Origin of the sequence: Streptomyces nojiriensis, from assembly GCF_017639205.1 — a bacterium.
Lineage (GTDB): Bacteria > Actinomycetota > Actinomycetes > Streptomycetales > Streptomycetaceae > Streptomyces > Streptomyces nojiriensis.
Window position 1 is genome coordinate 6,137,032 of sequence record NZ_CP071139.1, and the last position, 25,642, is coordinate 6,162,673.

General features: G+C 71.3%; 21 protein-coding genes. 14 read left to right on the plus strand and 7 right to left on the minus strand.

From position 1 onward, the window contains the following. Positions 1 to 149 precede the first annotated feature (149 nt). The 5 genes from JYK04_RS28775 to glxA all read left to right on the plus strand — a co-directional run bounded on the left by JYK04_RS28775 (position 150) and on the right by glxA (position 6,110). Positions 150 to 848 carry a hypothetical protein gene (locus JYK04_RS28775; protein ID WP_189743233.1) on the plus strand — a complete coding sequence of 233 codons (699 nt, stop codon included), beginning with the start codon at positions 150 to 152 and terminating at the stop codon, positions 846 to 848. Then, on the plus strand, positions 845 to 1,534 hold the full coding sequence (locus JYK04_RS28780) for a DUF4166 domain-containing protein (protein ID WP_189743058.1): 690 nt from the start codon (positions 845 to 847) through the stop codon (positions 1,532 to 1,534). The genes JYK04_RS28775 and JYK04_RS28780 overlap by 4 nt, the downstream gene beginning before the upstream one ends. Beyond that, complete coding sequence (locus tag JYK04_RS28785; RefSeq protein ID WP_189743055.1) at positions 1,531 to 2,160, plus strand: TetR/AcrR family transcriptional regulator; 630 nt, start codon at positions 1,531 to 1,533, stop codon at positions 2,158 to 2,160. Before JYK04_RS28780 ends, JYK04_RS28785 begins: the two co-directional genes overlap by 4 nt. A 162-nt stretch (positions 2,161 to 2,322) precedes the next feature. After that, complete coding sequence (locus JYK04_RS28790; RefSeq protein ID WP_189743054.1) at positions 2,323 to 4,083, plus strand: glycosyltransferase family 2 protein; 1,761 nt, start codon at positions 2,323 to 2,325, stop codon at positions 4,081 to 4,083. A gap of 2 nt (positions 4,084 to 4,085) precedes the next feature. Further along, complete coding sequence (glxA, locus tag JYK04_RS28795) at positions 4,086 to 6,110, plus strand: radical copper oxidase GlxA (protein WP_189743051.1); 2,025 nt, start codon at positions 4,086 to 4,088, stop codon at positions 6,108 to 6,110. Here glxA and JYK04_RS28800 read toward each other — a convergent pair. Together JYK04_RS28800 and JYK04_RS28805 are read right to left on the minus strand one after the other, a co-directional pair. Further along, positions 6,074 to 7,114: a glycoside hydrolase family 6 protein gene (locus JYK04_RS28800; RefSeq protein ID WP_189743049.1), complete on the minus strand. Its 1,041-nt coding sequence runs from the start codon at positions 7,112 to 7,114 to the stop codon at positions 6,074 to 6,076. The two genes, glxA and JYK04_RS28800, sit on opposite strands and share 37 nt — an antisense overlap. A 157-nt stretch (positions 7,115 to 7,271) precedes the next feature. Beyond that, entirely contained in the window at positions 7,272 to 8,270 is a 999-nt protein-coding gene (locus JYK04_RS28805) for an ArsR/SmtB family transcription factor (RefSeq protein ID WP_189743047.1), read from the minus strand. A gap of 113 nt (positions 8,271 to 8,383) precedes the next feature. Between JYK04_RS28805 and JYK04_RS28810 the strand changes: the two genes are divergently transcribed. From JYK04_RS28810 to JYK04_RS28830, 5 genes are all read left to right on the plus strand, one after another. Then, the gene (locus tag JYK04_RS28810; RefSeq protein ID WP_189743045.1) at positions 8,384 to 9,640 is read left to right on the plus strand and encodes an MFS transporter; all 1,257 of its coding nucleotides are present in this window, start codon (positions 8,384 to 8,386) and stop codon (positions 9,638 to 9,640) included. A 21-nt stretch (positions 9,641 to 9,661) separates the two neighbouring features. Beyond that, positions 9,662 to 10,168 carry a MarR family winged helix-turn-helix transcriptional regulator gene (locus JYK04_RS28815; RefSeq protein WP_030011146.1) on the plus strand — a complete coding sequence of 169 codons (507 nt, stop codon included), beginning with the start codon at positions 9,662 to 9,664 and terminating at the stop codon, positions 10,166 to 10,168. A gap of 82 nt (positions 10,169 to 10,250) precedes the next feature. Then, positions 10,251 to 10,580: a DUF3817 domain-containing protein gene (locus JYK04_RS28820; protein WP_189743043.1), complete on the plus strand. Its 330-nt coding sequence runs from the start codon at positions 10,251 to 10,253 to the stop codon at positions 10,578 to 10,580. 98 nt (positions 10,581 to 10,678) lie between these two features. Next, entirely contained in the window at positions 10,679 to 12,379 is a 1,701-nt protein-coding gene (gene icmA, locus JYK04_RS28825) for a coenzyme B12-dependent isobutyryl-CoA mutase large subunit (RefSeq protein WP_189743041.1), read from the plus strand. A 47-nt stretch (positions 12,380 to 12,426) separates the two neighbouring features. Then, on the plus strand, positions 12,427 to 12,897 hold the full coding sequence (locus JYK04_RS28830) for a hypothetical protein (protein ID WP_189743039.1): 471 nt from the start codon (positions 12,427 to 12,429) through the stop codon (positions 12,895 to 12,897). A 31-nt stretch (positions 12,898 to 12,928) separates the two neighbouring features. On the opposite strand, the gene JYK04_RS28835 is transcribed toward JYK04_RS28830, so the two are convergent. Beyond that, positions 12,929 to 13,549 (minus strand): TetR/AcrR family transcriptional regulator, encoded by a 621-nt coding sequence (locus JYK04_RS28835; RefSeq protein WP_030014167.1) that lies wholly within the window; start codon positions 13,547 to 13,549, stop codon positions 12,929 to 12,931. 249 nt (positions 13,550 to 13,798) lie between these two features. Here JYK04_RS28835 and JYK04_RS28840 point away from each other — a divergent pair, with 249 nt between their 5' ends. The 4 genes from JYK04_RS28840 to JYK04_RS28855 all read left to right on the plus strand — a co-directional run bounded on the left by JYK04_RS28840 (position 13,799) and on the right by JYK04_RS28855 (position 18,096). Next, positions 13,799 to 14,803, plus strand: coding sequence for a tetratricopeptide repeat protein (locus JYK04_RS28840; protein WP_189743037.1), 1,005 nt, complete (start codon positions 13,799 to 13,801; stop codon positions 14,801 to 14,803). A gap of 628 nt (positions 14,804 to 15,431) precedes the next feature. Next, positions 15,432 to 16,079 (plus strand): DUF6230 family protein, encoded by a 648-nt coding sequence (locus JYK04_RS28845; RefSeq protein ID WP_189743035.1) that lies wholly within the window; start codon positions 15,432 to 15,434, stop codon positions 16,077 to 16,079. A 108-nt stretch (positions 16,080 to 16,187) separates the two neighbouring features. Next, positions 16,188 to 16,784, plus strand: a complete 597-nt coding sequence (locus tag JYK04_RS28850; protein WP_189743033.1) for a DUF6114 domain-containing protein — start codon at positions 16,188 to 16,190, stop codon at positions 16,782 to 16,784. After that, positions 16,774 to 18,096, plus strand: a complete 1,323-nt coding sequence (locus tag JYK04_RS28855; protein WP_189743031.1) for a hypothetical protein — start codon at positions 16,774 to 16,776, stop codon at positions 18,094 to 18,096. Before JYK04_RS28850 ends, JYK04_RS28855 begins: the two co-directional genes overlap by 11 nt. 65 nt (positions 18,097 to 18,161) lie before the next feature. Here the strand turns inward: JYK04_RS28855 and JYK04_RS28860 are convergent, their stop codons facing one another. The 4 genes from JYK04_RS28860 to JYK04_RS28875 all read right to left on the minus strand — a co-directional run bounded on the left by JYK04_RS28860 (position 18,162) and on the right by JYK04_RS28875 (position 25,585). Beyond that, positions 18,162 to 18,683, minus strand: a complete 522-nt coding sequence (locus JYK04_RS28860; protein ID WP_189743029.1) for a hypothetical protein — start codon at positions 18,681 to 18,683, stop codon at positions 18,162 to 18,164. Positions 18,684 to 18,701: 18 nt separating this feature from the next. Then, entirely contained in the window at positions 18,702 to 22,571 is a 3,870-nt protein-coding gene (locus JYK04_RS28865) for a hypothetical protein (RefSeq protein ID WP_189743027.1), read from the minus strand. Positions 22,572 to 22,878: 307 nt separating this feature from the next. Further along, positions 22,879 to 24,309 (minus strand): pyruvate kinase, encoded by a 1,431-nt coding sequence (pyk, locus tag JYK04_RS28870; protein WP_189743025.1) that lies wholly within the window; start codon positions 24,307 to 24,309, stop codon positions 22,879 to 22,881. A 61-nt stretch (positions 24,310 to 24,370) separates the two neighbouring features. After that, positions 24,371 to 25,585 carry an acetate kinase gene (locus tag JYK04_RS28875; protein WP_189743023.1) on the minus strand — a complete coding sequence of 405 codons (1,215 nt, stop codon included), beginning with the start codon at positions 25,583 to 25,585 and terminating at the stop codon, positions 24,371 to 24,373. Positions 25,586 to 25,642: the final 57 nt, after the last annotated feature.

A 25,642-nucleotide genomic window follows, 5' to 3' on the forward strand; every position in this document is an offset into this window, starting at 1 on the left:
CACCGGTATTTCCGAAAGCGCCCCCGGCCTGCAGGCCGGGGGCGCTTTCGCATGCCCCGGGACCCGGGCCGCCGTGGTTTGAGCGATCGCTCAACTTCCCCTAAGGTACCGGTTGAGCGATCGCTCAAACCACGGAACGGGGGGTGGCGATGGGCCTGTACGTCGAGACGCGGATCCGGGCCGGCATGGACGAGCTGTGGGAGCGCAGCCAGGACCCGGCGCAGCACCAGCGCTGGGACCTGCGGTTCACCTCCATCCGCTACCTCCCGCGCGCCGAGGGTCAACCCCAGCGGTTCCGGTACGCGACCCGCGTGCTGCCGTTCCTCTCCGTCGACGGGACCGGGATCTCCGCCGGGGAACGCCACCGGCCCGACGGCACCCGGGTCTCCGCCCTGCGGTTCGCCTCGGCGCACCCGCTGTCGCTGCTAGCCGAGGGCAGCGGGTACTGGCGCTACGTCCCCGGCCCCGACGGGATCCGCTTCCTCACCGGCTACGACTACCGCCCGCGCTGGGGCCGCTTCGGCGCCCTCGCCGACCGGCTGGTGTTCCGCCCGCTGATGGGCTGGGCCACCGCCTGGTCCTTCGACCGGCTGCGGCTGTGGTGCGAGCGCGGGACCACCCCCGGCCTCGCCCTCACCCGCGCGATCGGCGAGAGCGCCCTGCGCGTCCTGCTGTCCGTGGCCGCCCTGGCGTACGCGCCGCTGCCGGCCGCCCTGCTCGTCCTGGCCGCCGCCCTGCTGCTGCCGCCGCTGCCCGGCACCCCCGCCGCCCGCCGCTGTCTGCGCACCCCGCCCGGCCGCACCCCCGCCCGCGCACCTCGCCTGCTCAGCACCCTGGAGCCGTCATGACCTCCATCTTCCGGGCCCACATGGGCGCCGCGTTCGACCGACTGCACCCGCAGATCCAGCGCCGCTTCTCGGTGGGGCTCGCGAGCGGCGAGGGCTGCATCGGCCGCGGCACCATGGAACGCATATGGCACGGGCCCGGTTACGTGAAGCCCTTCCTCCGGATCGGCGGCATGCGCAACATCCTGGTGCCGCGCGAGGGGCGCGACGTCCCCTTCGTCATCGAGAACCTCCCCTACCTCGACTCCTTCGGGCGCGAGACCGTCACCTTCGTCCGCACCTTCCGGCTGCCCGGCGGAGCCCACCGCTTCGACGCCACGATGGTCCACAGCCCCGAGCGCGACTGCGTCCTCGACTACCTGGGCACCCACCAGCACCTCGCCAGCGACCTCCGCATGAGCGCCGAGCCCGACGGCTCGCTGCTCATCCGCTCCGGCGAACACCGCTTCCGCGAGGGTCCCGTCGACGTCCGCGTCCCCGACCTCATCGGCGGCGACGCCGAGGTCCGCGAGTCCTTCGACGAGACCACCGGCCGGTTCCGGATCCGGGTACGGGTGGTCAACCGCCGCTTCGGACCGCTCTTCGGCTACGAGGGCTCCTTCACCGCGGAGTACGTCGACGCCCGCGACCGGTGGGCGAGCGGGCTCTGCGGCGACCTGCGGCCGGTCCGCGAGGAGGTCCGGGCATGAGCGCCGCCACCAAGGAGAAGCTGCTCGAAGGGGCCCTGCGCACCCTGGCCGAGCAGGGCATCGCCAAGGCCTCCGCCCGCAGTGTCGCGGCCACCGCCGGGGTGGGGCAGGGCCTGATCTTCTACCACTTCGGCTCCGTTGACGAGCTGTTCGCCGCGGCCTGCCGGTACGGCGCCGAGCAGCGGGTGGCCCGCTACCGCGACCGGCTCGCCGACCTGGGCAGCCTCGCCGAACTGCTGGAGTTCGCCCGCGCCATGCACGAGGAGGAACGGGCCGCCGGGAACGTAGCCCTGCTCGGGCAGCTGCTGGCCGCCGGGCAGACCTCGCCCGTGCTGGCCGCCGCCACCGCCGACGGGCTCGGGCTGTGGATCGAGGAGCTGGAGAAGGTCCTCACCCGGCTGCTGGCGGCGACCCCGCTGGCCGGGTACGCCGACCCGGCCGGGCTGGCCCGGGCCACGGCCGCCTCCTTCATCGGCATCGAGCTGTACGAAGGGGTGGACCCGGGGGGCGCCGGCAGCGCGCTCGCCGCGCTGGAACAGCTCGCCGGGCTGGCCACCGTGCTGGAAGGCCTCGGCTCCCTGAGCCAGCGCGTGGTGCGGCACGGCCTGCGGCGCGGCACCCGCTGACACCCGCGCCGCAGGCGCCGCCGACCGCGCGCGTCACCCGTACGGCCCTGCGGTCGCGGACCTGAGGGAGGACCGCCCGGTCGGCCGATCCCCGGTCGACACGACCGGGTTCGTCCCCTTTCGTGGGTGCATAGGCCTCGGGATCGAGCACCGGGAGGGACCGTGGCGCCGGAAGGCTTCGACTACGAGACGCACAGCCGCCTCGCCGGTCCGTTCGCGCAGCCGGCTCCCGGCCCCGACGGCGTCCACCGGGTGCAGTACCGCTCCCTCCTCTCGCGCGAGGAGGTCCGCACCCGAATACGGGCGATCGCCCTCATGACGCTCGCCCCGGTGGCCGCGGCCGGACTGCTGCTCTACCTGGTCTGGCCCACCCACTGGACCGTCCGGGAGGGTGCCGCCCGCTGGCTGATCGTCTGCGATGCCGTGATGCTCTGCTCCATCGCGCTGATCATGCTGTTCACGCTGGTCAACGTGGTGTCGATCGCCCACGCCACGATGGCCGCCCGCGACCCCGTCCCCGTACCGGCCGAGCCCGGCACCCGCGTCGCGTTCCTGACGACCTACGTCCCCGGCAAGGAGCCCCTCGCCATGGTGCGGGCCACCCTCCGGGGCGCCCGGCGCGTGCGCCACGCCGGGCCGCTGGACGTATGGCTGCTGGACGAGGGCGACGACCCCGAGGCGCGGGCGCTGTGCGCCAAGCTCGGCGTACGGCACTTCACCCGCAAGGGCGTGCCCGAGTGGAACACGGCGAAGGGCTCCCACCGGGCGAAGACCAAGCACGGCAACTACAACGCCTGGCTGGAGCGGCACGGCGACGACTACGAGTTCTTCGCCTCCGTCGACACCGACCACGTCCCGCTCGCCAACTACCTGGAGCGGATGCTCGGATTCTTCCGCGACCCCGACGTCGCCTTCGTCGTCGGCCCGCAGGTCTACGGCAACTACACCGGGCCCGTCACCAAGGCCGCCGAGTCCCAGCAGTACCTCTTCCACGCCCTGATCCAGCGCGCCGGCAACCGCTACGGCGCCCCCATGTTCGTCGGCACCAACAACACCGTCCGGATCACCGCCCTGCGGCAGATCGGCGGACTCTACGACTCCATCACCGAGGACATGGCCACCGGCTTCGAGCTCCACCGCCGCAGGAACCCGGCCACGGGCCGGTTCTGGCGTTCCGTCTACACCCCTGACGTGCTGGCCGTCGGCGAGGGCCCCGCCTCCTGGACCGACCTCTTCACCCAGCAGCTGCGCTGGTCGCGGGGCACCTACGAGACCCTGTTCAAGCAGTACCGCAAGGGCCTGTTCACGATGCCCGCCGGGCGCCGGCTCAACTACACGCTGATGCTCGTCTACTACCCGATGACCGCGGTGAACTGGCTGCTCGGCGTCCTCAGCTGCGCCCTCTTCCTGTGGTTCGGCGCCTCCGGCACCCAGGTCTCCTCCAAGGTCTGGCTGATGCTCTACGCCGACGCGGCCGCCCTCCAAGTGGGCCTCTACCTGTGGAACCGCCGCCACAACGTCTCGCCCCACGAACCGGCCGGCTCCGGCGGCGTCGCGGGCATGGCCCTCTCCGCCGTCTGCGCACCCGTCTACCTCAGGTCACTCGGCTCCGCGGTGCTGCGCACCGAGGGCCGTTTCGTCGTCACCCCCAAGGGCGGTGACGCCAGCCCCGACCGGCTGATGACCTTCCGCATCCACCTCTTCTGGGCCGCCGTCCTCGTCGCATCGCTGCTGGCGTCCGTCCGCTTCGACCACACGCACGTCGCCATGCGCGTCTGGGCGGTGCTGGCGCTGGCCATCGCACTCGCCCCGGTCGCCGTGTGGTGCGCGACGCGCGGCCGGGCGGGATCCGGGGGCGGGGCGGACGGAGGCTCCGAGCCGGGTGAGGAGCCGGCGTACGTCCGGGCGACAGGAGGGAACTGAGCATGGACTACCGGCCCTCGAAGAAGTTCAAGAAGACCGCCCTGGGCGCGGCCGCCGTGCTGGTGCTGGTCGCGCTCAACGCGCCCGCCGCCATCTCCTTCGCCGAGGACAAGTACCACGCGTACAAGATCGGGCAGACCAGCTACCGGATCCAGTACGGGTCGTGGGGCCTCGTCGGGCTCCCCGAGGAGTACCGGATCAACGCCATGCACGCGGCCCTGCTGCACACGGGCAAGGTGCTGCTCATCGCCGGCAGCGGCAACAACCAGAAGAACTTCGACAAGGGCACCTTCGACACGGTCCTGTGGGATCCGCGGGACGACAGCTTCAAGAAGATCCCGACACCGGAGGACTTCTTCTGCGCCGGGCACAGCCAGCTGCCCGACGGCCGGCTGCTGGTGGCCGGCGGCACCGCCCGCTACGAGGTTCTCCACGGCAAGGTCACCCGGGCGGGCGGCCGGATGCGGGTCAAGAACGAGAACCCCGACAAGGCCGTCAAGCTGCGCAAGGGCACCCGGTTCCGCTCTCCGTCCGGGGTGGAGTACGAGGCGAAGTTCGACGTGGTCGTACCCAGGGCCAGGAAGAAGTTCGAGATCACCTACGGGCACGGCGGGCAGGTCATGCCGTGGCGGACCACCGTGGTCGCCGCCGAGTCGCGGGTCTTCGTGGAGGCGGTGAAGCCCGGCGCCGAGGGACTGACGACGGAGGCCGCGCAGTACGAGGTGGTCGGGCTGACGGGCAAGGACGCCGACAACGTCTACGGGCTCGCGGAGCGGCTGAGCGCCGACAAACAGGACTTCCAGGGCATCAAGTCGGCGTACGAGTTCGACCCGGTGGCGGAGAAGTACCTGCGCGTCGACCCGATGAGCGACGCCCGCTGGTACCCGACCCTCGTGACCCTGGAGGACGGGCGGGTGCTCGCGGTCTCCGGGCTCAACGACGTGGGCGACGTGGTGCCCGGCGACAACGAGTACTACGACCCGCGGACGAAGAAGTGGTCGAAGGCCCCCTTCCACTACTTCCCGACCTATCCCGCGCTCTTCCTCGTGCAGGGCGGCAAGCTCCTGTACACCGGCTCCAACGCGGGCTACGGCCCGAAGACCAAGGGGCGCGAGCCGGGTGTGTGGGACCTCGCGACCAACGAGTTCAAGAAGGTGGGCGGGCTCGCGGAGCCGGACCGGCTGGAGACCTCCTCCTCGCTCCTGCTGCCGCCCGCCCAGGACCAGAAGGTGATGGTCCTCGGCGGCGGCGGGGTCGGCGAGTCGAAGCTCTCGTCCAGCCGGACCGCGATCGTGGACCTGAAGGAGGAGAACCCGGTGTTCCGGTCCTCGGCGCGGCTGCCGCGCGCCACCCGCTACCTGAGCAGCGTGCTGCTGCCGGACGACTCGGTCTTCACCACGGGCGGCTCCGCCGACTACCGCGGCCGCAGCGCCAGCGACATCCACAAGGCGCAGTTCTACTACCCGCGCACCGACTCCTTCGTGGCCGCCGCCGATCCGACCGTGGGCCGCAACTACCACTCCGAGGCGCTGCTGCTGCCCGACGGGCGGGTGGCGACCTTCGGCTCGGACCCGCTCTTCGCCGACAAGGACAACACCCGGCTCGGCAAGTTCGAGCACCGGCTGGAGGTGTACTCGCCCCCGTACCTCTACCGCGGCGAGGACCGGCGGCCCGTCCTGGGCGAGGGGCCCGAGGAGCCCGGCGCGGACGGGCGGGCCACCTTCGCCGCCGTGCACCCGGAGCGGATCGAGCGGGCCCGCCTGATGCGGCCGAGCGCGGTCACGCACACCACGGACGTGGAACAGCGCTCGATCGAGCTCGGGCTGACCAGGACGGACGACTCGGTCACGGTCGAGGTGCCGCGCGACCCGACGCTGGTGCCGCCGGGCTGGTACATGCTGTTCGTGACCGACGCCGACGGGACGCCCTCGGTGGCGAAGTGGCTCCAGGTCAAGGCCCCGGATCCGGCGGCTCCTCAGGGGGTGTCCGGTCATTCCCTGGCGCGGCGGGCCAGCCCCAGGGCGTAGTCCGGCCACCAGGTGCCGGCCGACGGGCCGCCGCGGCAGGTGCCGTCGGACTCGCCGGGCCGCTTGACCCAGAGGTACGCGTCGACGAGCGGGTCGCCCGTCCGGTCGGTCGGCGGTGCCCCGAGTGCGCGGCCCGGCGGATTGCACCAGGCCTGGGCGCGGTTGCCGGGCAGCGGTCCGTCGCCGTTGCGGCTGGTGTCGATGACGAAGTGCTTGCCGCTGGTGCCCTTGGAGATCTTGGCGCCGTAGGCCCGGGCGGCCGCGTCGGGCTGGAAGTTGGAGACGTTGAGGGCGAAGCCGTCGGCGCGGGCGAGGCCCGCCTTGAAGAGCGGATCGACCAGGTCCATCGGGTTGGGGATCCAGGCCGGGTTGCCGGCGTCCAGATAGACCTTGGTGTTGGGGTTCCTCTTCAGCCGGTCGACGGCCTCGGAGAGCAGCTGGTAGCGCTCGGCGTGGTGCTCGGGCCGGGTGCAGCCGTCGATGATGTGCGCGATGGCGTCCGGCTCCAGGACGACGACGGCCTTGGTGTCCTCGATGTTGTCGGCGAAGGCGCCGATCCAGCTGCGGTAGGCCTGGGCGTCCGGGGCGCCGCCGGCCGAGTGCTGACCGCAGTCCCGGTACGGGATGTTGTACGCGGCGAGCAGCAGGGTCCGCCCGGTGGCCCGGGCTCCCGCGCGGGCCCGGCGGATCTCGGGGCCGGGGTCGTCGCCGGGCCCCCACAGGGTGAGCGGGCGGTCCGCGATCCTGCGCAGCACCTGGGCGTCGCTGTTGCGGCCGGCCGCTTCCCAGGCCGCGACCTGGCGGGCGGCGTCACTGTGCGGGTCCACCCAGAACGGGGACTCCTCGGCCGCGACGATGGCGGAGGGCGCCGCGGGCGTGGCGGCGGGGGTCCCCGGCTCGGGCGCGGGCTCGCCGCCGCAGGCGGGGGCCGCGGCGAGGAGCGCGAGGAGGCCGAGGACGGGGGCGGTGGTGCGAAAACGCGGCCTGCGAGCGGCGGGGGGCATCCGGCTTCCTCGGGACGAAGGGTCGGGCAGCGGAGCGAGATACCGGGATATGTTGACATGTCGGATAGTTGGCGCGGCTGTGCGACACCGGGCGGCGGGGCCGGGCGGTACGGGCTCGGCGGGCCGGGTTCAGGGGGCCGGGTTCAGGGGGACGGGCTCAAGGGGCGGGGTCGCCGGTGGTGAGCGCGATCGCCAGCGGGGTGCGCTCGTAGCGGACCTGGTGGCCGTGGCGGGCGGAGATGAGCAGCCCGGCCGCCCGCAGGACCCCGAGGTGGGCCGAGACCGTGGACGGGGCCAGCCCGAGCCGGTGGGCCAGCGCCGTGGTGGAGGCCGGTTCCTCCAGTGCGCACAGCACCTCGGCCCGGGCCCGGCCCAGCAGCCGGGCGAGCGCGTCCGGGACGCTCTCCCGGGCCGGGGTCCACAGGGCGCCGATGCCGCGGGCCGGGTAGACGATGGTGGGCTGCCAGGGCGGGTCGAAGCCGCCCGCGATCCCCGGCCAGATGAAGGCGCTCGGCATCAGGAGCAGACCCTGGCCGCCCAGGACGCGCTCGTGGTGACTGGTGGGCCGCTCGATGGTCAGGGTGAGGGAGGCGGCGTCCCAGGCGAGGCTCGGGTGCAGCCCGTCGAACAGGGCCTGGAGGCCTCCGGCGGCCAGGCGGCGCGAGTGGAAGAGGACGTCCGCCTCCAGCAGGGCCCGCAGCCGAGGCCAGTGCGGCTCGATCAGCACGCTCCAGGCCCGCTCCAGCAGGTCGGCCAGATCGCGCACGGCCCGGGCCGGATCGGCCAGCATGGCCCGGCCCAGGTCGCTGTCGAGGGCCCCGGGCGTACTGGCCAGCGACTTGCGGATGTCCTCGCGCGCCACGGCCGGATCCGCCCCGCGGATCAGCGCGATCTCCTCCTCGAAGGAGACTCCGGGGCCGCTCGGCGGCGGGCCGATGAAGTCCGCGCTGTGCCCGCGGTGCGGCATCAGCAGCCACAGCGGCCGCAGGTCCAGCCCGTCGGCGGCGGCGCGGATCCGCCGCAGCCAGGGCAGGTGGTAGCCCTGCCGGTCCGGGCGGTTCAGGGTGCGGACCGCCTCCTGCGTCTCCCACGCGGGCGACAGCGCGAACCGGCACCGCAGCAGGTCCTCGTGCCCGAAGTGGTGGTGCAGTCCCATCCCGGCGCTCCCTCCCCTTCCTTGAGACGGCCGACGACGTAAGGACTCTGCCGCAACATTCGGCCACAGCCGAATCCCTGGGGCGCCGGCCCCGGGCCCGGGACGCTGGGCCCATGCCAGCCGACACCCAGGCGCCCGGGCGGACCGCACCGCCACCGGGCTACCGCTCCGTGTTCCGGGTCCGGGAGTTCCGGACCGTCTTCGCCGCCCACCTGCTGTCCGTGTTCGGCGTGGTCGTCGCCGAGATCTCGCTGTCCGTCCTCGTCTACCGCACCACCGGCTCGCCCCTGATGAGCGCACTCACCTTCGCCCTCGGGTTCCTCCCTTACGTCCTCGGCGGGACCCTGCTCGCCGGGATCGCCGACCGCCACCCCGCCCGCCGGGTGCTCGTCGCGTGCGACCTCGTCTGCGCGCTCTGCGCGGCCGCCATGGTGGCACCGGGCACGCCCGTCGCCGTGCTGCTCGTACTGCGCTGCGCGATGGCCTTCGTGGCGCCGCTGTTCCAGGGCACGCGCAACGCCTCCCTCTCCGACATCCTCGGCACCGGCGACGCCTTCGTCCTGGGCCGCTCGCTGCTGCGCATGGTGGCCCAGAGCGCCCAGCTCATCGGCTTCGGCCTCGGCGGGCTGCTGCTCACCGTGCTCGCCCCGCGCGCGGCCATCGCCCTCACCGCCGCCGGCTTCCTCGGCTCCGCACTGCTGCTGCGGCTGGGCACGCGCAGCCGCCCCGCCCGCAGCAGCGCCCGTACCTCCCCGCTCGCCGGACTGCGCGCCGTCCTCGGCCGGCGCCGGCTGCGTGCGCTGATGCTGCTGTTCTGGCTGCCGCCCGTCTTCCTCGTCGTCCCCGAGGTGCTGCTCGCCCCGTACGCGGACGGCATCGGCGCCGGCACCGCCGCCCTCGGCCTGATGATGTGCGCGCTGCCCGTCGGCACCATCGCCGGGGAGCTCTGGGCCGGCTCGGCCCTCACCGCCCGCACGCGCTCGCGGATCGTGGCGCCGCTCGCCGCCGCCGGGCTGCTGCCGCTCCTGCTCTTCGCCGTCCGGCCGGGCCTGCCCGTGGTCCTCGCCGCCCTGCTGCTCGCCGGGCTGGCCCACGCCTACACCCTCGGCCTGGACCAGTGGTACGTCGAAGCCGTCCCCGACGAGCTGCGCGGCCGGGCGATGACGCTGCTCAGCACCGGCCTGATGACCCTCCAGGGGGTCGGCATGGCCCTGGCCGGCCTCGCCGCCGAATTCCGCCCGGTGCACGAGGTCGTCACCGGCGCCGCGGTCCTCGGTACGGGGGTCGTCCTGCTGCTCCTGGCCGAACTCCGGGCGGCCGCACGGCAGGAGGAACGACTGAGGGATGAGACGGCCCCCGCGGTCAAGTGACCTCCCGGTAGGGTCGGAGGCGTGCCCAAGCCGCTCAGCCTTCCCTTCGACCCCATCGCCCGCGCCGACGAGCTCTGGCAGCAGCGCTGGGGGCCCGTGCCCTCGATGGCCGCGATCACCTCGATCATGCGCGCGCACCAGATCCTGCTCGGTGAGGTCGACGCGGTCGTCAAGCCGTACGGGCTGACCTTCGCCCGGTACGAGGCGCTGGTGCTGCTCACCTTCTCCAAGGCCGGCGAACTGCCGATGTCCAAGATCGGCGAGAGGCTGATGGTCCACCCGACGTCGGTGACCAACACCGTGGACCGGCTGGTGAAGTCCGGACTGGTCGCCAAGCGGCCCAACCCGAACGACGGCCGCGGCACCCTCGCCTCCATCACCGAGAAGGGCCGCGAGGTGGTCGAGGCCGCCACCAAGGACCTGATGGCCGTCGACTTCGGCCTCGGCGCGTACGACGCCGAGGAGTGCGGGGAGATCTTCGCGCTGCTGCGCCCGCTGCGGGTGGCCGCGGCGGACTTCCAGGAGTAGCCGGGGCCGGGGCGTCCGGGGCCGGTGCCCGGGTCCGGGCCCGCGTCAAGATCGAGCAAAACGGACGGCTAGGCTCGTCGGCATGAAACGAAGCGTGCTGACCCGCTACCGCGCCATGGCCTACGTGACCGCGGTCATGCTCCTGATCCTCTGTGCCTGCATGGTGGCGAAGTACGGCTTCGACACCGGTGCCGACCTGACCTTCGTGGTCTCGCAGGCCCACGGTGTGCTCTTCATGATCTATCTGGTCTTCGCCTTCGACCTGAGCTCCAAGGCCAGGTGGCCCTTCGGAAAGATGCTCTGGGTCATGCTCAGCGGAACGATTCCGGTGGCCGCCTTCTTCGTCGAGCGCAAGGTCCGCGCCGAGGTCGAGCCGCTGGTCAGCGACTCGGTCGCGACCGCCAAGGCCTGATCGCCGGCGCGTACGAGGCGAGCGTCACCCACCCCCGGGGCGAGTCCCCGGGGGTTTGCCATCGACATTTACTAGGACGTCCTAGTAAATTCATGGGTATGGACGCTGACGCCATCGAGGAAGGCCGCCGTCGCTGGCAGGCCCGTTATGACAAGGCCCGCAAGCGCGAGGCAGACTTCACCACGCTCTCCGGCGACGAGGTCGAACCGGTCTACGGGCCCCGGCCCGGCGACGCGTACGAGGGCTTCGAGCGCATCGGGTGGCCGGGCGAGTACCCGTACACCCGCGGGCTCCACGCCACCGGGTACCGAGGGCGGACCTGGACCATCCGGCAGTTCGCCGGCTTCGGGAACGCCGAGCAGACCAACGAGCGCTACAAGATGATCCTGGCCGCCGGCGGCGGCGGGCTCTCGGTCGCCTTCGACATGCCCACCCTCATGGGGCGCGACTCCGACGACCCCCGCTCCCTCGGCGAGGTGGGCCACTGCGGGGTCGCCATCGACTCCGCCGCCGACATGGAGGTCCTGTTCAAGGACATCCCGCTCGGTGACGTCACGACCTCGATGACGATCTCGGGCCCGGCCGTCCCCGCCTTCTGCATGTACCTGGTCGCCGCCGAGCGGCAGGGCGTGGACCCCGCCGTCCTCAACGGCACGCTCCAGACCGACATCTTCAAGGAGTACATCGCCCAGAAGGAGTGGCTCTTCGAACCCGAGCCGCACCTGCGCCTCATCGGCGACCTCATGGAGTACTGCACGAAGGGCATCCCGGCCTACAAGCCGCTGTCCGTCTCCGGCTACCACATCCGTGAGGCCGGGGCCACGGCCGCGCAGGAGCTCGCGTACACCCTCGCCGACGGCTTCGGCTACGTGGAGCTGGGCCTCTCGCGCGGGATGGACGTCGACGCCTTCGCGCCCGGCCTCTCCTTCTTCTTCGACGCGCACCTCGACTTCTTCGAGGAGATCGCCAAGTTCCGCGCCGCACGCCGGATCTGGGCCCGCTGGATGAAGGAGGTCTACGGGGCCAAGAGCGAGAAGTCCATGTGGCTGCGCTTCCACACCCAGACCGCCGGTGTCTCCCTGACCGCGCAGCAGCCGTACAACAACGTCGTGCGCACCGCCGTGGAGGCCCTCGCGGCCGTGCTCGGCGGCACGAACTCGCTGCACACCAACGCCCTCGACGAGACCCTCGCCCTGCCGAGCGAGCAGGCGGCCGAGATCGCCCTGCGCACGCAGCAGGTGCTGATGGAGGAGACCGGCGTCGCCAACGTGGCGGACCCGCTCGGCGGCTCCTGGTTCGTGGAGCAGCTCACCGACCGCATCGAGGCCGAGGCCGAGAAGATCTTCGAGCAGATCAAGGAGCGCGGCCTGCGCGCCCACCCCGACGGGCAGCACCCGATCGGGCCGATCACCTCGGGCATCCTGCGCGGCATCGAGGACGGCTGGTTCACCGGGGAGATCGCCGAGTCGGCCTTCCAGTACCAGCGGTCGCTGGAGAAGGGCGACAAGCGTGTCGTCGGCGTCAACGTGCACCACGGCTCGGTCACCGGAGACCTGGAGATCCTCCGGGTCAGCCACGAGGTGGAGACCGTCCAGGTGCGGGAGCTGGCGGCCCGCAAGGCCCGCCGCGACGACGTCAAGGTCGACGCGGCGCTGAAGGCGATGCTGGACGCCGCCCGGGACGGGTCGAACATGATCCCGGCCATGCTGGACGCGGTGCGGGCCGAGGCCACGATGGGCGAGATCTGCAACGTCCTGCGCGACGAGTGGGGCACGTACACGGAGCCCCCGGGCTTCTAGACCCCCTGTGTGGCACGGGCCGGTCATGGCGCTTGTACGGTGGCGCCATGACCGGCCTTCCTGTGCCCGTACGGGGCGTGAGCGCGCGCGTGGTGGAGAACAAGGGCGGCTGCGGCGGCCACTACGCCTACGTCGTCGCCGACTTCGAGCCGCCGGGGCCGGGCGGGACGGAGATCCTGAACCTGGCGCGGGAGGACCGGCTGCCCGCCGAGTTCCTCGGGGCGGTACGGGACGGCATCGAGCTGGGGCTGGACGGGGTCGAGGCCGCGGTCCTGATCACCGACGGCGGCTTCTACTTGCCGGACGCCCGCGACATCGGCTACCGCACGGCCGGGGCCCAAGCGGCCCGGGGCGCGCTCGTCGCGGCCGGCCTGCGGCCCGAGGAGGAGGCCGACGCGCTGCGCTGGGCCAGCTGGCCGGGCCGCCGGCGGCCCTGGCCGGGGGACAACCCGCGGGCCGCGGCGCTGGCGGAGCAGGTCCTGGAATCCCGGCGCCGCTCCGGGGTGTCGATCTTCTGACGGCGCGGCGGCAGCGGGCGGCCTGGTGGGTTCAGGCGGCGGCCGGGCCGCGCAGGCCGTGCATCAGGAGGGCCGTGAAGGTGGCCACCCAGAGCTCGTCCACCGGTTCGGAGCTCACCAGGGCGCGGTGCACCACCGTGCCCGCGATCACGTCGAAGATCAGGTCCGTGGTGCGGCCCGCGAGGGACTCGTCCTCCTCGTACGGGAGTTCGCCGCGGGCCTGGGCCCGTTCGCGGCCCAGTACGACGAGACGTTTCTGCCGGTCCACGATCGCCGACCGGATCCGGTCGCGCAGGGCCTCGTCCCGGGTGGACTCGGCGACGACGGCCATCAGGGCGGTACGGGCCTCCGGGCGCCGCAGCAGCTCCGCGAACTGCAGCACCACGTTTTCGATGTCCGCCTCGAGGGAGCCCCGGTCCGGGAGTTCGAGCGCGTCGAAGAGCTCGGCCACCGCGTCCACGACCAGCTCGTTCTTGCCCGCCCAGCGCCGGTAGAGGGTGGTCTTGGCGACCCCCGCGCGGGCGGACACGTCCCCCATCGTCAGCTTCGACCAGCCCAGCTCGACGAGCGCGTCCCGGGTCGCGGCGAGGATCGCGGCGTCCGCGGCGGCACTGCGGGGACGACCGGTGCGGCCGGGGCTGGGGTTGCGCATGGCCGAGACCATACCCGCCGGTAGCCACAACGGCCGCTGTGGTTCAGATCACGGGGCCGGAAGGGGCGCGGGCGGCGGCCGGGGGAGTTACGCTACGGCTCGTAGCGTAAGAGCGACAACCACGCGAAGAGCTACAGGCGTCAGGTGGGGACCCGGCGCCGTTCAACATCACGATCGCGACGGTACGGCGGCACGGCCAATTCACGCGATCTTTTTCGTCGGCGCGCGCACACGGGGGAGGATGTACGCATGCAGCCCAGAAACATGTCCATGAGCGGCGTCGTCGACCTCGCCGCGGTGAAGGCGGCCGGTGAGGCCAAGGCCAAGGCCGAGCAGGCCCGCGCCGAAGCGGCGAGCCGGGCCGCCGAGTCCGGCGGGGCGGGTCCGTCCGCCGGTGCCGTGCCGCCGTCGGCACTCGTCATCGACGTAGACGAGGCCGGTTTTGAACGCGATGTGCTCCAGCTCTCCGCAGAGGTTCCGGTCGTCCTGGACTTCTGGGCCGAGTGGTGCCAGCCGTGCAAGCAGCTCAGTCCGCTGCTGGAGCGCCTGATCACCGAGGCCAACGGTCGCCTGGTGCTCGCCAAGATCGACGTCGACGCCAATCAGATGCTCATGCAGCAGTTCCAGATCCAGGGCATCCCGGCCGTCTTCGCCGTGGTCGCCGGTCAGGTGCTGCCGCTGTTCCAGGGCGTGGTCCCGGAGCAGCAGATCCGCGAGACCTTCGCCCAGCTCGTCCAGGTCGCCGAGGACCGCTTCGGGATCATCGGCATCGAGGTGGACCCGGCCGCGGAGGGGGCGGCTCCCGCCGCCTCGGCCGCGGACGAGATCCCGGCCGGCCCGCACGACGCCTTGCTGGAGGCGGCCGTCGTCGCGCTCGACGCCGGTGACCTGGGCGGCGCGGTCCAGGCGTACAAGAACGTGCTCGCCGACGACCCGGGCAACACCGAGGCCAAGCTGGGTCTGGCCCAGGCCGAGCTCCTCGCCCGGGTCCAGCACATGAACCCGCAGGCGGTGCGGGCCGCGGCGGCCGAGAACCCGCGCGACCCGGCGGCGCAGATCGCCGCGGCCGACCTCGACCTGGTCGGCGGCCACGTGGAGGACGCCTTCGGGCGCCTGGTGGACACCGTCCGCGTCACGTTCGGTGAGGACCGGGACGCCGTGCGACTGCGGCTGCTGGAGCTGTTCGAGGTCATCGGCGCGGACGACCCGCGGGTCTCCGCGGCGCGTACGGCGCTCGCGCGGGTGCTCTTCTAGGCCGCGTCCGGACCGGCTCCGCGGCCGCTCCGGGGCGGTCGCGACGCACCGCCCGTACATCGCCGGGCCACCGGCGATTTGTTGACACGTAGATAAACAGCGGCCGCGCTTTGCCAAAACTTGGCAATCGCGGCTGCTGTTACTCGCAGTAAATCGAACCCCGTGAACTGTCCGGTGTGTTCGCCATTTGCCCGTTCTGTCGTGGCCCTGGGTGACACCCTGTGTTGCTGCCCGACGGCGACGGGTCGCACCTAGGTTATCTGGCCGTTACCCGCCAGTAACGAACCCCCTTGTGCCCCGGCCTGGAATGGACCACGATCGGCGACGCTCGGTCCTTCCCGCAGAGCCGCTCACTCGGAGCCGCGGTGAAGGGTCCCCACCGAGCCGGCCTGTGGCAGTGGCACCGGCCGTGGGACAGGGGGGTCTCCGCCACTCCGGCGGGGCCTGTCCTCCAGGTTGCGCGAACGCGTGGCCCAGTGGTTGTCGCTCGGGGGTGATCGCCGGTGTATCGGACGTGGCACAGCCGCGGCCCGGCCGCCTGCGCTCCTTCCCGAGGACGTAGCACTTCTCCCATCCCAGGACGGGCACGGCCCGGACCGGAGATGTACGTCCGAGAAGGAGGAACGAAATGAGTTCTCAGGTTCGTGGTGGGACCAGATGGAAGCGCTTCGCGCTCGTCATGGTGCCGAGCATCGCGGCCACGGCCGCGGTCGGTGTGGGTCTGGCGCAGGGTGCCCTCGCGGCGTCCTTCAGCGTCTCCGGCCAGGACTTCAAGGTCTCGGCCGACAAGCTCGACGGTCAGAACCTCATCCAGTACGGCGGCATCGCCAAGGGGCACGATCTCAGCCCCGACGGCAAGGCGCAGAACCACCCGGTCACCATCTCCGGGTTCAGCAACGCCAAGATCACCAACATGTGCCAGTCCCTGGTCACCCCGACTCCGCTGGGCCCGATCACGCTCCAGCTGAAGACCGGTCACAAGGGCACCCCGGCCGAGGCCAGCAACATCTACCTGGATGTGGCCGAGCTCGACACCGACGCCGAGTTCACCAACCTGGACATCGGTGTCGCGGTCGGTGACGAGAGCCACAAGACCAAGCCGCAGGCCGGTACGGTCTCCAGCCCGTACGCGTTCTCGCAGCGCGCCGACCGGGCCATCCTCACGAACGTGAAGCAGAAGGCGTGGGCGACCACGGCGGGCACCTTCAAGCTGCCCAACCTGAAGCTGCGCCTTCTCGGTGGCGACCAGCCCTGCTACCAGGACATCAAGGACTGATCAGTCCCCGTGTCTGACCGGACGGGCGGGTGGTGACAGCCGTCGCCCCCCGCCCGTCCGGGCTCCACAGAGTTCTCAAGTACCACCGTTTCCAGGGAGCTGTTGTCCATGAACCCCCAGGCCCCGGTTTACGTGCGCGCAGAAGACGACGCCTGGCCCACCGTGGTGTACTACCACTTCCATGCCTGGAGCGGCCGCCGTCCCTTCTGGGCCGGGTTGTTCACGCTCCTCGGTGGCTTCCCGATCGCATACTTCCCCTACGCGGACCTCCGGCTGGGCAACATCAGCCTCGCGATGGCCACCACCGGCGGCGCCGGCGCACTGATCATCGGTGTACTGCTGATCACGCTGGGCCTGGCGCTCTGGTTCCAGGAGGCCATCCGCGTCTTCGCCGGCGTGGCCGCGATCCTGCTCGCCCTGGTCTCGATCCCGGTGTCCAACCTCGGCGGCTTCTTCGTCGGCTTCATCTTCTCCATGGTCGGCGGCGCCCTCGCCCTGTCCTGGGCGCCGGGCAAGCCGGCGGAGGAGGGCGAGCAGCCGGCGGGCGGACAGCAGCCGGGCGTCGTCCACCTGAGCAAGGCGGACGCGATGGCGGACATGGGCGTCCAGGGAACCCAGGGTCTTCCGGGTCCCGGTGCGACGGAAACGGCACACGCGAGCGAGACGACTGCCCACGCCGATGGCGGGAGGAACAGTGCGGGGTGACGAGACGCAGCGGGGCGTGGCCCCTGGCGCAGAGTCCCGTGTAGTGAAGGGGCCGCGCCACGCGGCGCCCAGGAAGTCGCTGCTGAACAAGATCCAGATACCCGTCGGCAAGACGATGGCGCTCGCGGCGATGCCGACGGCCGTGTTCGTCGGGATGGGCATGGCGCCGAAGCTCGCCGTGGCCGACGACAAGGAGATCCCCTTCGCGCCCGGCCCGTGTGTGACGCGGTCCGACGAACCCGCGGAGACCGAGTCGAAGTCCCCGTCGCCCACGCCCACGCCCTCGACGACGCCTTCGCCGAGCACGTCGCCCAGCGCGACGCCCTCTCCGTCGGCATCGGCATCGGCGGCCGCGAAGGAGAAGGCGAAGCCGACCACGTCTCCGTCGGCGGCCAAGCCCCCGGTGACGAACGAGAAGGCCCCGGCCACCACGCCGGCTCCGGACCCGACCAAGGCCACGAACCCGCTGGACCCGCTGGGTGTCGGCGACGCGCTCAAGAACCTCGTCGACGAGCTCGGCAGGCCCCTCAAGGACGCGACGGCGAAGGCGACCCCGACGCCCGCGCCCACCCCGTCGGGCACGGCCACGGCGGCCCCGACCCCTGACCCGTCCGCGGACGCGATCCGCGAAGCGGCGAAGAAGGCCGGTGTCGACGTCAAGGAGCTGTCCGAGGAGGTCAAGAAGACCGAGAAGGACCCCAAGAACGAGACGGGCGAGGACAAGGCCAAGGACGAAGCCAAGGACGACAAGTCCAAGGCCGAGGACGACAAGTCCAAGGACAAGGACAAGGCCGAAGAGCCGAAGGACCCGGACGGGAAGCAGCCCTTCCCGTGCCCGACCTACGACGCCAAGGCACTGGCCGACGCCGAACTGGAGCAGGGCGTCCCGCTCCTGCCGGACGAGCCCTGGTACCTCGACAGCTCCCTGCTGACCCTCTACGGCCTGGACTACCACGGCATCGTCGAGGTGAAGACGGCCGGCGGCAAGACCAAGAAGGTCCTGAAGTTCACCGCGGACTCGCTGGACATCAAGGACCTGTACCAGACGGTCGGCAAGTCGGGGAACGTCGCCCACCTGAAGTCGCGTCCGGGCTCCACGTCCAAGATCCGCGGCGGCACGGTGACGATGTACACCGAGAGCCTCAAGGGCAACCTGTTCGGTCTGATCCCGATCGAGTTCACCCCGAACAGCCCGCCGCCCCTGAACGTCCCGTTCGCGTTCTTCACGAACGTCAAGGTCGTCCAGGCCGGCCAGTTCGGCGGCACGCTCACCGTTCCGGGCCTGAAGAACTACATCGGCCCGCCGGAGTAGTCCCGTAGGCCGAACGAAGCTCCCGGCAGTAGATACTGCCGGGAGCTTCGTCGTTCACCGGTCGCTCACGGGGTCCAGACGACCTCCCGGACCGGGCCGAATGGCAGGTCGGGCCCCTGGGCGAAATCCAGCCAGCGCTCGTAGGCGCCGCGCCCCTGGAGCCGGATCCCATGGAAGTACCCCGGGTCGGCGAACAGGTGCCAGGAGTTCTCGAACTCGAACTCGATACACCTGATGACGCTCTCGGACGCGACCGCCCCGTCTCTGACGGCACACCGGATGCGGGTGATCCGGAAAGAGGACTGGTCCTCGTCGAGGAACAGCCTGCCGTAGGAGCTCGTGGCGAACTCCTCGTCCTCTTCGAGGGTTTCCGGACGCTCAGGCCGATTTACGGGCCGGAAGGTCAGGTAGTCCTCGGACGGGGGCACCTCGAACCGGACGAGATCGTTCTCCCTGGCCAGGTAGAAGGCCCTGGTCAGGGCGACGAACCGCGGGTACGCGCCGTCCCTGTCGACGTATCCGGGAATCTCGATGTCGAGGACCGGTGTCCGCGCCAGCAGGGAGGCCAGGGGTGCGATGCCTGCCATGATGTGCCTTGTCCTTCCTCACAGCATTTGGATGCTCTTGTCCATGCCCATTCCGGACTCCAGCAGAGTCTGGAACTCACCATTCGGCTTGAGTACCACGGTGAGTCCCTCGCCGCGGAAGATGAGCTTCTGGGAGTAGGTTCCGTCGGCGTCGGGCCTGGGCAGAGTGCCTACTCCTTCGAACTTGAGCCGCTGGTCCTTCAAGACCAGCTGGGTGAGGTCGTCGAGGAATTCCTGTCCCTCGTCCTCCTTCCATTTCCCGTACTTCTTACCGAGAAGCTTCTCCGTCAGGCCCTTGTGATCCCGGAAGTGGTTCTTCAGGTTGGGGCCACGAGTGACGCTCTTGATGCACGGAATCTCGGGGGTTTCGCTCTGCGCTGCGGACACCGCCCGTCCAGGCGTGCCCTTCAGAAATGCGCCGGACGCGGCCAGGGACTTGGGCTTGATCAGGCAGACCGGTACCGTTTTGCCGTTCTTGCGGACCTTCTCGATGATGCCCTTGAGGCGCTTGAGGGAGCGGGCCCCGGCCTCCGCGGCGTCGAAGAACTTGTAGACGCGGGTGGTCACCTTGTAGATGGCCTCGATGACGTCCCCGACCTTCTTGATCGGGATCAGCGAGCTGGCCACGTCGAACAGGGCCCACAGGCAGGGCTCGATCTCTCGGGTCGCGAAGCAGGCCTTGATGTTGTCCAGGCCCAGCATCGAGATGAGGATGTCGCCGCCGTTCGCGACGAGCCAGTCGACGATGCTCGCACCGACCGAGGCCCGGGCCGCACGGTACTCGTCCACGCAGGTCTGACCGCACTCGGCCAGGAGGACGGCTTCCTCGTCGGCGGCGAGCGGTGCGCCCGGGGTGACACCGGCGACACCGGTGTTGCCGGTCTGCATCGCCTTCTTGCGGTCTTCCTCCTGCTCCCGGCGCTCCTCTTCCTCGGCCCGGTCGGCCGCGGCGTCCGCGTCCTTGGCCGCCTGGTTGGCGTTGGCCGCGGCCGTCTCGGCCTTGGTGGCGTAGCCTTCGGACTTGGTCGCGGCGGTGTTCGCGGCGTTCGCGTCGCGGGTGGCGGCGTTGGCGGACGCGCGGGCGTTGGTAGCGCTCTTCTCCGCCTCGGTGGCCTCATTGTTCGCCCCGAGCGCCTCGTTCGCGGCGTCCTTGGCGGCGCTCTTCGCGTAGAAGGCGTCCGTACCCGCCTGGGTGCTGTACTCCTTCGTCTTCTCGTCCGCCTTCTTGGCGGCATCGGCGGCCCGGGCGGCTTCCGCCGCCGAGCCGCGCGCCGCCGCCATGGACTTCAGCGCCGCCGCGGAGTCGGCAGCAGCCGTAGCCGCTGCCTGGGCGGCGAGCTTCGCGTCACCGGAGGCCTTGTCTGCCAGCGCCTTCGCCGTGGCGGCGGCCTTCTCCGCCTCGTTGGCCTTGGCGGTGGCCGCAGCGGCCTGCTGCTCGGCGTGCGTCTTGGACGACTGGCCGACCAGGACGGCGAAGGCGGCCGCGGAGTCGGTCTCCCGGTACGGGGTACCCATCGCGATGGCGGTGTTGGCCGGCTGGATCGCCTGGGCCGCCGAGTCGCGTGCGGCCGAAGCGGCCTGGCTGGTGGCGTAGGCGTGTCCGGCGGTGACGGCCGACCAAGCGGCAGTCTTGATCGACTCGGTACGGGCGGCTGCGGCCTCAGTGCTCGCCTTGAGCGCTGCGGCCTGGGCCGTCTTGGCGTCAGCCTCGGCCTTGGTGGCATTCACCGAGGCGGCGTCGGAGGCGTCGATGGCGTCGGCAGCCGCAGCGTGTGCGGTCGCGGCGGCGGCTTCGCTGGTCTCGTATGCGGACCAGGCCTTGTCCGCGGCGCTGTTGGCACGTTGCGCCGCGGCATCCGCGCGGGTCGCGGCGGCGCGAGCGTTGACGGCGGCAGTTGCCGCGTCGTCGGCAGCCTGATGGGCGGCGGTCGCTGCGGTCGCCGCATTGTTCGCGGCGGTGCGGGCCTCGGTGGCCGCCTTCCGGGTCGCCGCGGCGGCCTCGTCGCCCGAGTGGGCCGCGGCCGCAGATTCGAGTGAGGCAGCGCGTGCGGCCGTGGCCTGCTTGTTGCGCTCTGCCTCGGTCGCCTTGTCACGGGCCTCGGTGGCCCGTTGCTCGGCGTTCTCCGCCTTCTGCAGCTCGTCCCAAGCCGTCCCTGCGGACGACTGGGCGGCGGTACGGGCGTGCCCCGCCATCTCCCGTTCGTTCGCCGCGCGCTGTTCGGCTGCTTGGGCCTTGCCGCGCTCGGTGGCAGCCTTCTGCCGTTCCGCCGCCGCGGTGGCCTTCTCCTTCTCGGCCTTCGCCCGCTCGGTCTTGGCCGTCTCGGCGGCCTTGCGGGCGGTCTCCTGCGCGGCCTCGGCCGTGGCCTGGGCGGCCTTCGCCTTGGTGGCGTTGTCCGCGGCCTCCTTGGCCTGGGCCGCAGCCGATGCGGCGGCGGCCTTGGCCTGGGCGGCGGCCTCCTGGGCGGCGACGCGGCGGAACTCGGTGTTCAGCGCGTGCGACTGGGTCTGGGCCAGCGAGTACAGGGTCTTGCTGTCCGCGACGGTCGCCTTCGAGGCGTTCGACGCGGTCAGGGCTGCCTTCGAGGCGGCCTCCGCAGCCGCGGCCGAGGCCTTGGCGACCTGAGCGGACTGCTGAGCGAAGAGCAGGCCACGCCCGCGCGGGGCCTTGGTCGCGTCCGCGATGGCCCACGCCTTGTTCTGGGCGGTGTTGGCCTTGTCGGCGGCCGTCTTGGCGGTCGCCGAGGCGGTCGCCGCGATCTTCGCCTGGTCGGCGGCCTTGGTGCGGGCGGTGGCGAGGTCCTTGTCGGCCTGGGTGAACACGGCGGCCGCAGGCCGGTTGGACGCGTTCGCGGGCTGGTCGGCCCAGTACTTCTGCCAGGTCAGGATCTGGTCGGCGAGCCACGCCTGCCCGAGCGACTCGATCATCGCTTCGGCGGCTTTGCGGGTCTCAGCAGCGGCGCTTACCTCGGCGTTGACGATCTCGTTGCGCGAGGTGGTCTGGCCGGCGTACTCCTGCTCCCACTCCAGGTGCGCGGTGACGACGATCGGCGACATGACCCGGTAGTAGTCGATCGGGTTGCGGCTGTCGCAGGCGCCCCAGGCGGCCTTCATCGCCTCGACCTCAAGGCGGAACTCGACCGACCCCTCGGCCGGCGTCTGCTTCATGAAGCCGCCGAGCCGCAGGTAGCGGGCGACGTCGCTGGCCGTCGCGGCGCCGTAGTTGAGCTCGGTCTTGTCCGCGTCGAGGACGGAACCAGTGACGAAATCCAGGTTCGGGTCCTGCCCCTTGAGCTGGGCGGCCAGTGCCCTCGCCTTGTCCGCCGCGGCCTTGGTGGCGGGCGCGTGTCCGTCCTCACCGAGCCGGTAGTACAGGTTCCGCTGGTCGTAGGTGAAGGCGACGATGTCTTTGTCGAACTGGGGGGCGTACTGGGAGACCCCACCGCGGCTGCCGGTTTCCCAGTAGACCTTGTTGGACGCCTGCCAGCGGTCCCGCCGGTCGATGGACGCGACGAAGGAGCCCTCGTAGGCGTCGCGGTCCTTGAGCATGGCCTGGCGCAGCGGGTCCATGCCCATGACCGGGTCGGTGGCCGTGGCCAGCTCCGCAGGCGTGCCGGTCAGGGCCTTGGCCGCCGACTTCTTCAGCTCGGGCCCGCCGACGTGCAGGGCGAATCCGCCCGAGCAGCGGTCCAGCCGGGCTTGTGCGCCCAGGCTGATCGGCCGGTACTGCGGTTCGTCGTCCGGCGGTACCTCGACCGCGGAGGCCGGGGCGGCGCTGATGAGGCCGGCCAGCAGGGCGGCGCTGGTGGCCAGCGCGGTGCCGGCGAGGCCGCGCCGTACCGCGGCCCGGACAGCGGGGCTTCTCCCCCGCAGGAGTGTGGATCTGCGCACGTGTTTTGCCTGTTCCTTCGGAATGGAAATGGGCAGCCCGAAGGAAGGTGCGTGGACGTGTATGCGCTGGTCAGGCGCGAATGATGAGCGGTATGCCTTCCCCCAAGGCGTGCACTGACAGTTTCATGATCCTCTTACCGCCGGTAGCGCTTTTTCGGACACGCTACTCATAAGTAGGAATCGCACAGCGGAGTCACAGGTTCCGCCGGGCCGGGGGACGCACCGAGGGCGGCACCCCGGATCCGTTGCGGATCCGGGGTGCCGCCCTCGGTCTCTGTGCGGCAGAGGTGGAGCGGGGCCGGCGGTGTCAGGCGCGGGTGTCGCCGCCCAGGTGGTGGACGCGGACCATGTTGGTGGTGCCGGGGACGCCGGGGGGCGAGCCGGCGGTGATGATCATGATGTCGCCCTCGTTGTAGCGGCCCAGCTTCAGCAGCTCGCCGTCCACCAGGTCGACCATGGCGTCGGTGGTGTCCACGTGCGGGACGACGTACGAGTCCACGCCCCAGCTCAGCGTCAGCTGGTTGCGGGTGTTGACGTCGGTGGTGAAGGCCAGGATCGGCTGGGTCACGCGGTAGCGCGACAGGCGTCGGGCGGTGTCGCCGGACTGGGTGAAGGCGATCAGCGACTCGGCGTCGAGGAAGTCCGCGATCTCGCACGCCGCACGGGCGACGGAGCCGCCCTGGGTACGGGGCTTCTTGCCCTGGACCAGCGGCTGGAGGCCCTTGGAGAGGAGCTCCTCCTCGGCCGCCGTGACGATCTTCGACATCGTCTTGACGGTCTCGATCGGGTAGGCGCCGACCGAGGACTCGGCCGACAGCATGACCGCGTCCGCGCCGTCGAGGATGGCGTTGGCGACGTCGGACGCCTCCGCGCGCGTCGGGCGGGAGTTGGTGATCATCGACTCCATCATCTGGGTCGCGACGATCACCGGCTTGGCGTTGCGGCGGCACATCTCGATGAGCCGCTTCTGGACCATCGGGACCTTTTCGAGCGGATACTCGACGGCGAGGTCGCCACGGGCCACCATGACCGCGTCGAAGGCGTCGACCACGGCCGCCATGTTCTCGACGGCCTGCGGCTTCTCCACCTTCGCGATGACGGGGACCCGGCGGCCCTCCTCGTCCATCACCTTGTGGACGTCCTTGACGTCGTTGGCGTCGCGTACGAAGGACAGGGCGACCATGTCGCAGCCCATCCGCAGGGCGAAGCGGAGGTCGTCGACGTCCTTCTCCGACAGGGCGGGGACGTTCACGGCGGCACCCGGCAGGTTGATGCCCTTGTGGTCCGAGATGACACCGCCCTCGATGACGATGGTCCGCACCCGCGGGCCCTCGACCTCGGTCACCCGGAGCTCGACGTTTCCGTCGTTGATCAGGATCTGGTCACCCTTGGCGACGTCGCCCGGGAGGCCCTTGTAGGTGGTGCCGCAGATGGACTTGTCACCCGGGACGTCCTCGGTGGTGATGGTGAACTCGTCACCGCGCACCAGCTCGACGGGACCCTCGGCGAAGGTCTCCAGGCGGATCTTCGGGCCCTGGAGGTCGGCGAGGACGCCGACGGCGCGCCCGGTGTCCTCGGAGACCTGCCGGACGCGGTCGTACCGCTCCTGGTGTTCTGCCTGGGACCCGTGGCTGAAGTTGAATCGGGCCACGTTCATACCTGCCTCGATGAGCGCTTTCAGCTGCTCATACGAGTCGACGGCGGGGCCCAGCGTGCAGACAATTTTGGAACGGCGCATGACTGGATCCTATCGGTTTGTTTCGTAGCGGAATATTCAGGCTGGTGGAAAGTCCAAGTGACTAGTCGGTAACCAGCGCGTACGCCTGGGTGGCGATCTCCAGTTCCTCATCCGTCGGGACCACCGCCACCGCCACCCGGGCATGCTCCGCCGAGACCAGCCGCGGCTCGGCGGAGCGCGCGGCGTTGGCCTCCGGATCCAGCACCAGGCCCAGCACGGCCAGGCCGTCGATCGCGGCCTCGCGGACCTGGTGGGCGTTCTCGCCGACCCCGGCCGTGAAGGTCACCGCGTCCACCCGCCCGAGCACCGCGGCGTAGGCCCCGATGTACTTCTTCAGCCGGTGGACGTACGCGGCGAAGGCGAGGCTCGCCGCCTCGTCGCCCTCGCCCGCGCGCCGCAGCACCTCGCGCATGTCGTTGTCGCCGCACATGCCCAGCAGACCGCTCTTCTTGTTCAGGAGCGAATCGATCTCATCCACCGAGAAGCCGCCCACCCGCGCCAGGTGGAAGACGACCGCCGGATCGACATCGCCCGAACGGGTTCCCATGACCAGCCCCTCCAGCGGGGTCAGGCCCATGGACGTCTCCACGCACACCCCGCCCCGCACGGCCGAGGCGGAGGCGCCGTTGCCGAGGTGCAGCACGATCACGTTCACGTCCTCCACCGGCTTGCCGAGCAGCCGGGCCGTCGCCCGCGAGACGTAGGCGTGGGAGGTGCCGTGGAAGCCGTACCGCCGGATGGAGTACGCGTCGGCGGTCGCGGCGTCGATCGCGTACCGCGCCACGTGCTCCGGCATCGTCGCGTGGAAGGCCGTGTCGAAGACGGCGACCTGCGGAAGGTCCGCGCGCAGCGAGCGCGCCACCTCGATGCCCGTCACGTTCGCCGGGTTGTGCAGCGGGGCGAGCGGGATCAGGCTCCGGATCTCCGCCAGCACCTCGTCGTCGATCACGGTCGGCCGGGTGAACCGCGTCCCGCCGTGCACCACCCGGTGCCCCACCGCCGCCAGTTCGGGCGAGTCCAGGCCCATCCCGTCCGCGGCGAGCTCCGCGGCCACGGCCTTCAGCGCGGCCCCGTGGTCCGCGATCGGCCCGAGCCGCTCCCGCCGGCCGGCGGGAGCGCCCGGACCCGAGAGCGGCTCGTGCACCAGCCGGGAGGTCTCCTCGCCGATGCGCTCCACCAGGCCGGACGCGAGCCGGGACCGGTCCGCCATGTCGAGGAGCTGGTACTTGACCGACGAGGAGCCGGAGTTGAGGACGAGTACGCGCGATGCGGTCACGGTGGAGGTCTTTCCTGGTCGCGGGTGGTGGAGGGGAAGGGTCGGGCCGTGGGCGAA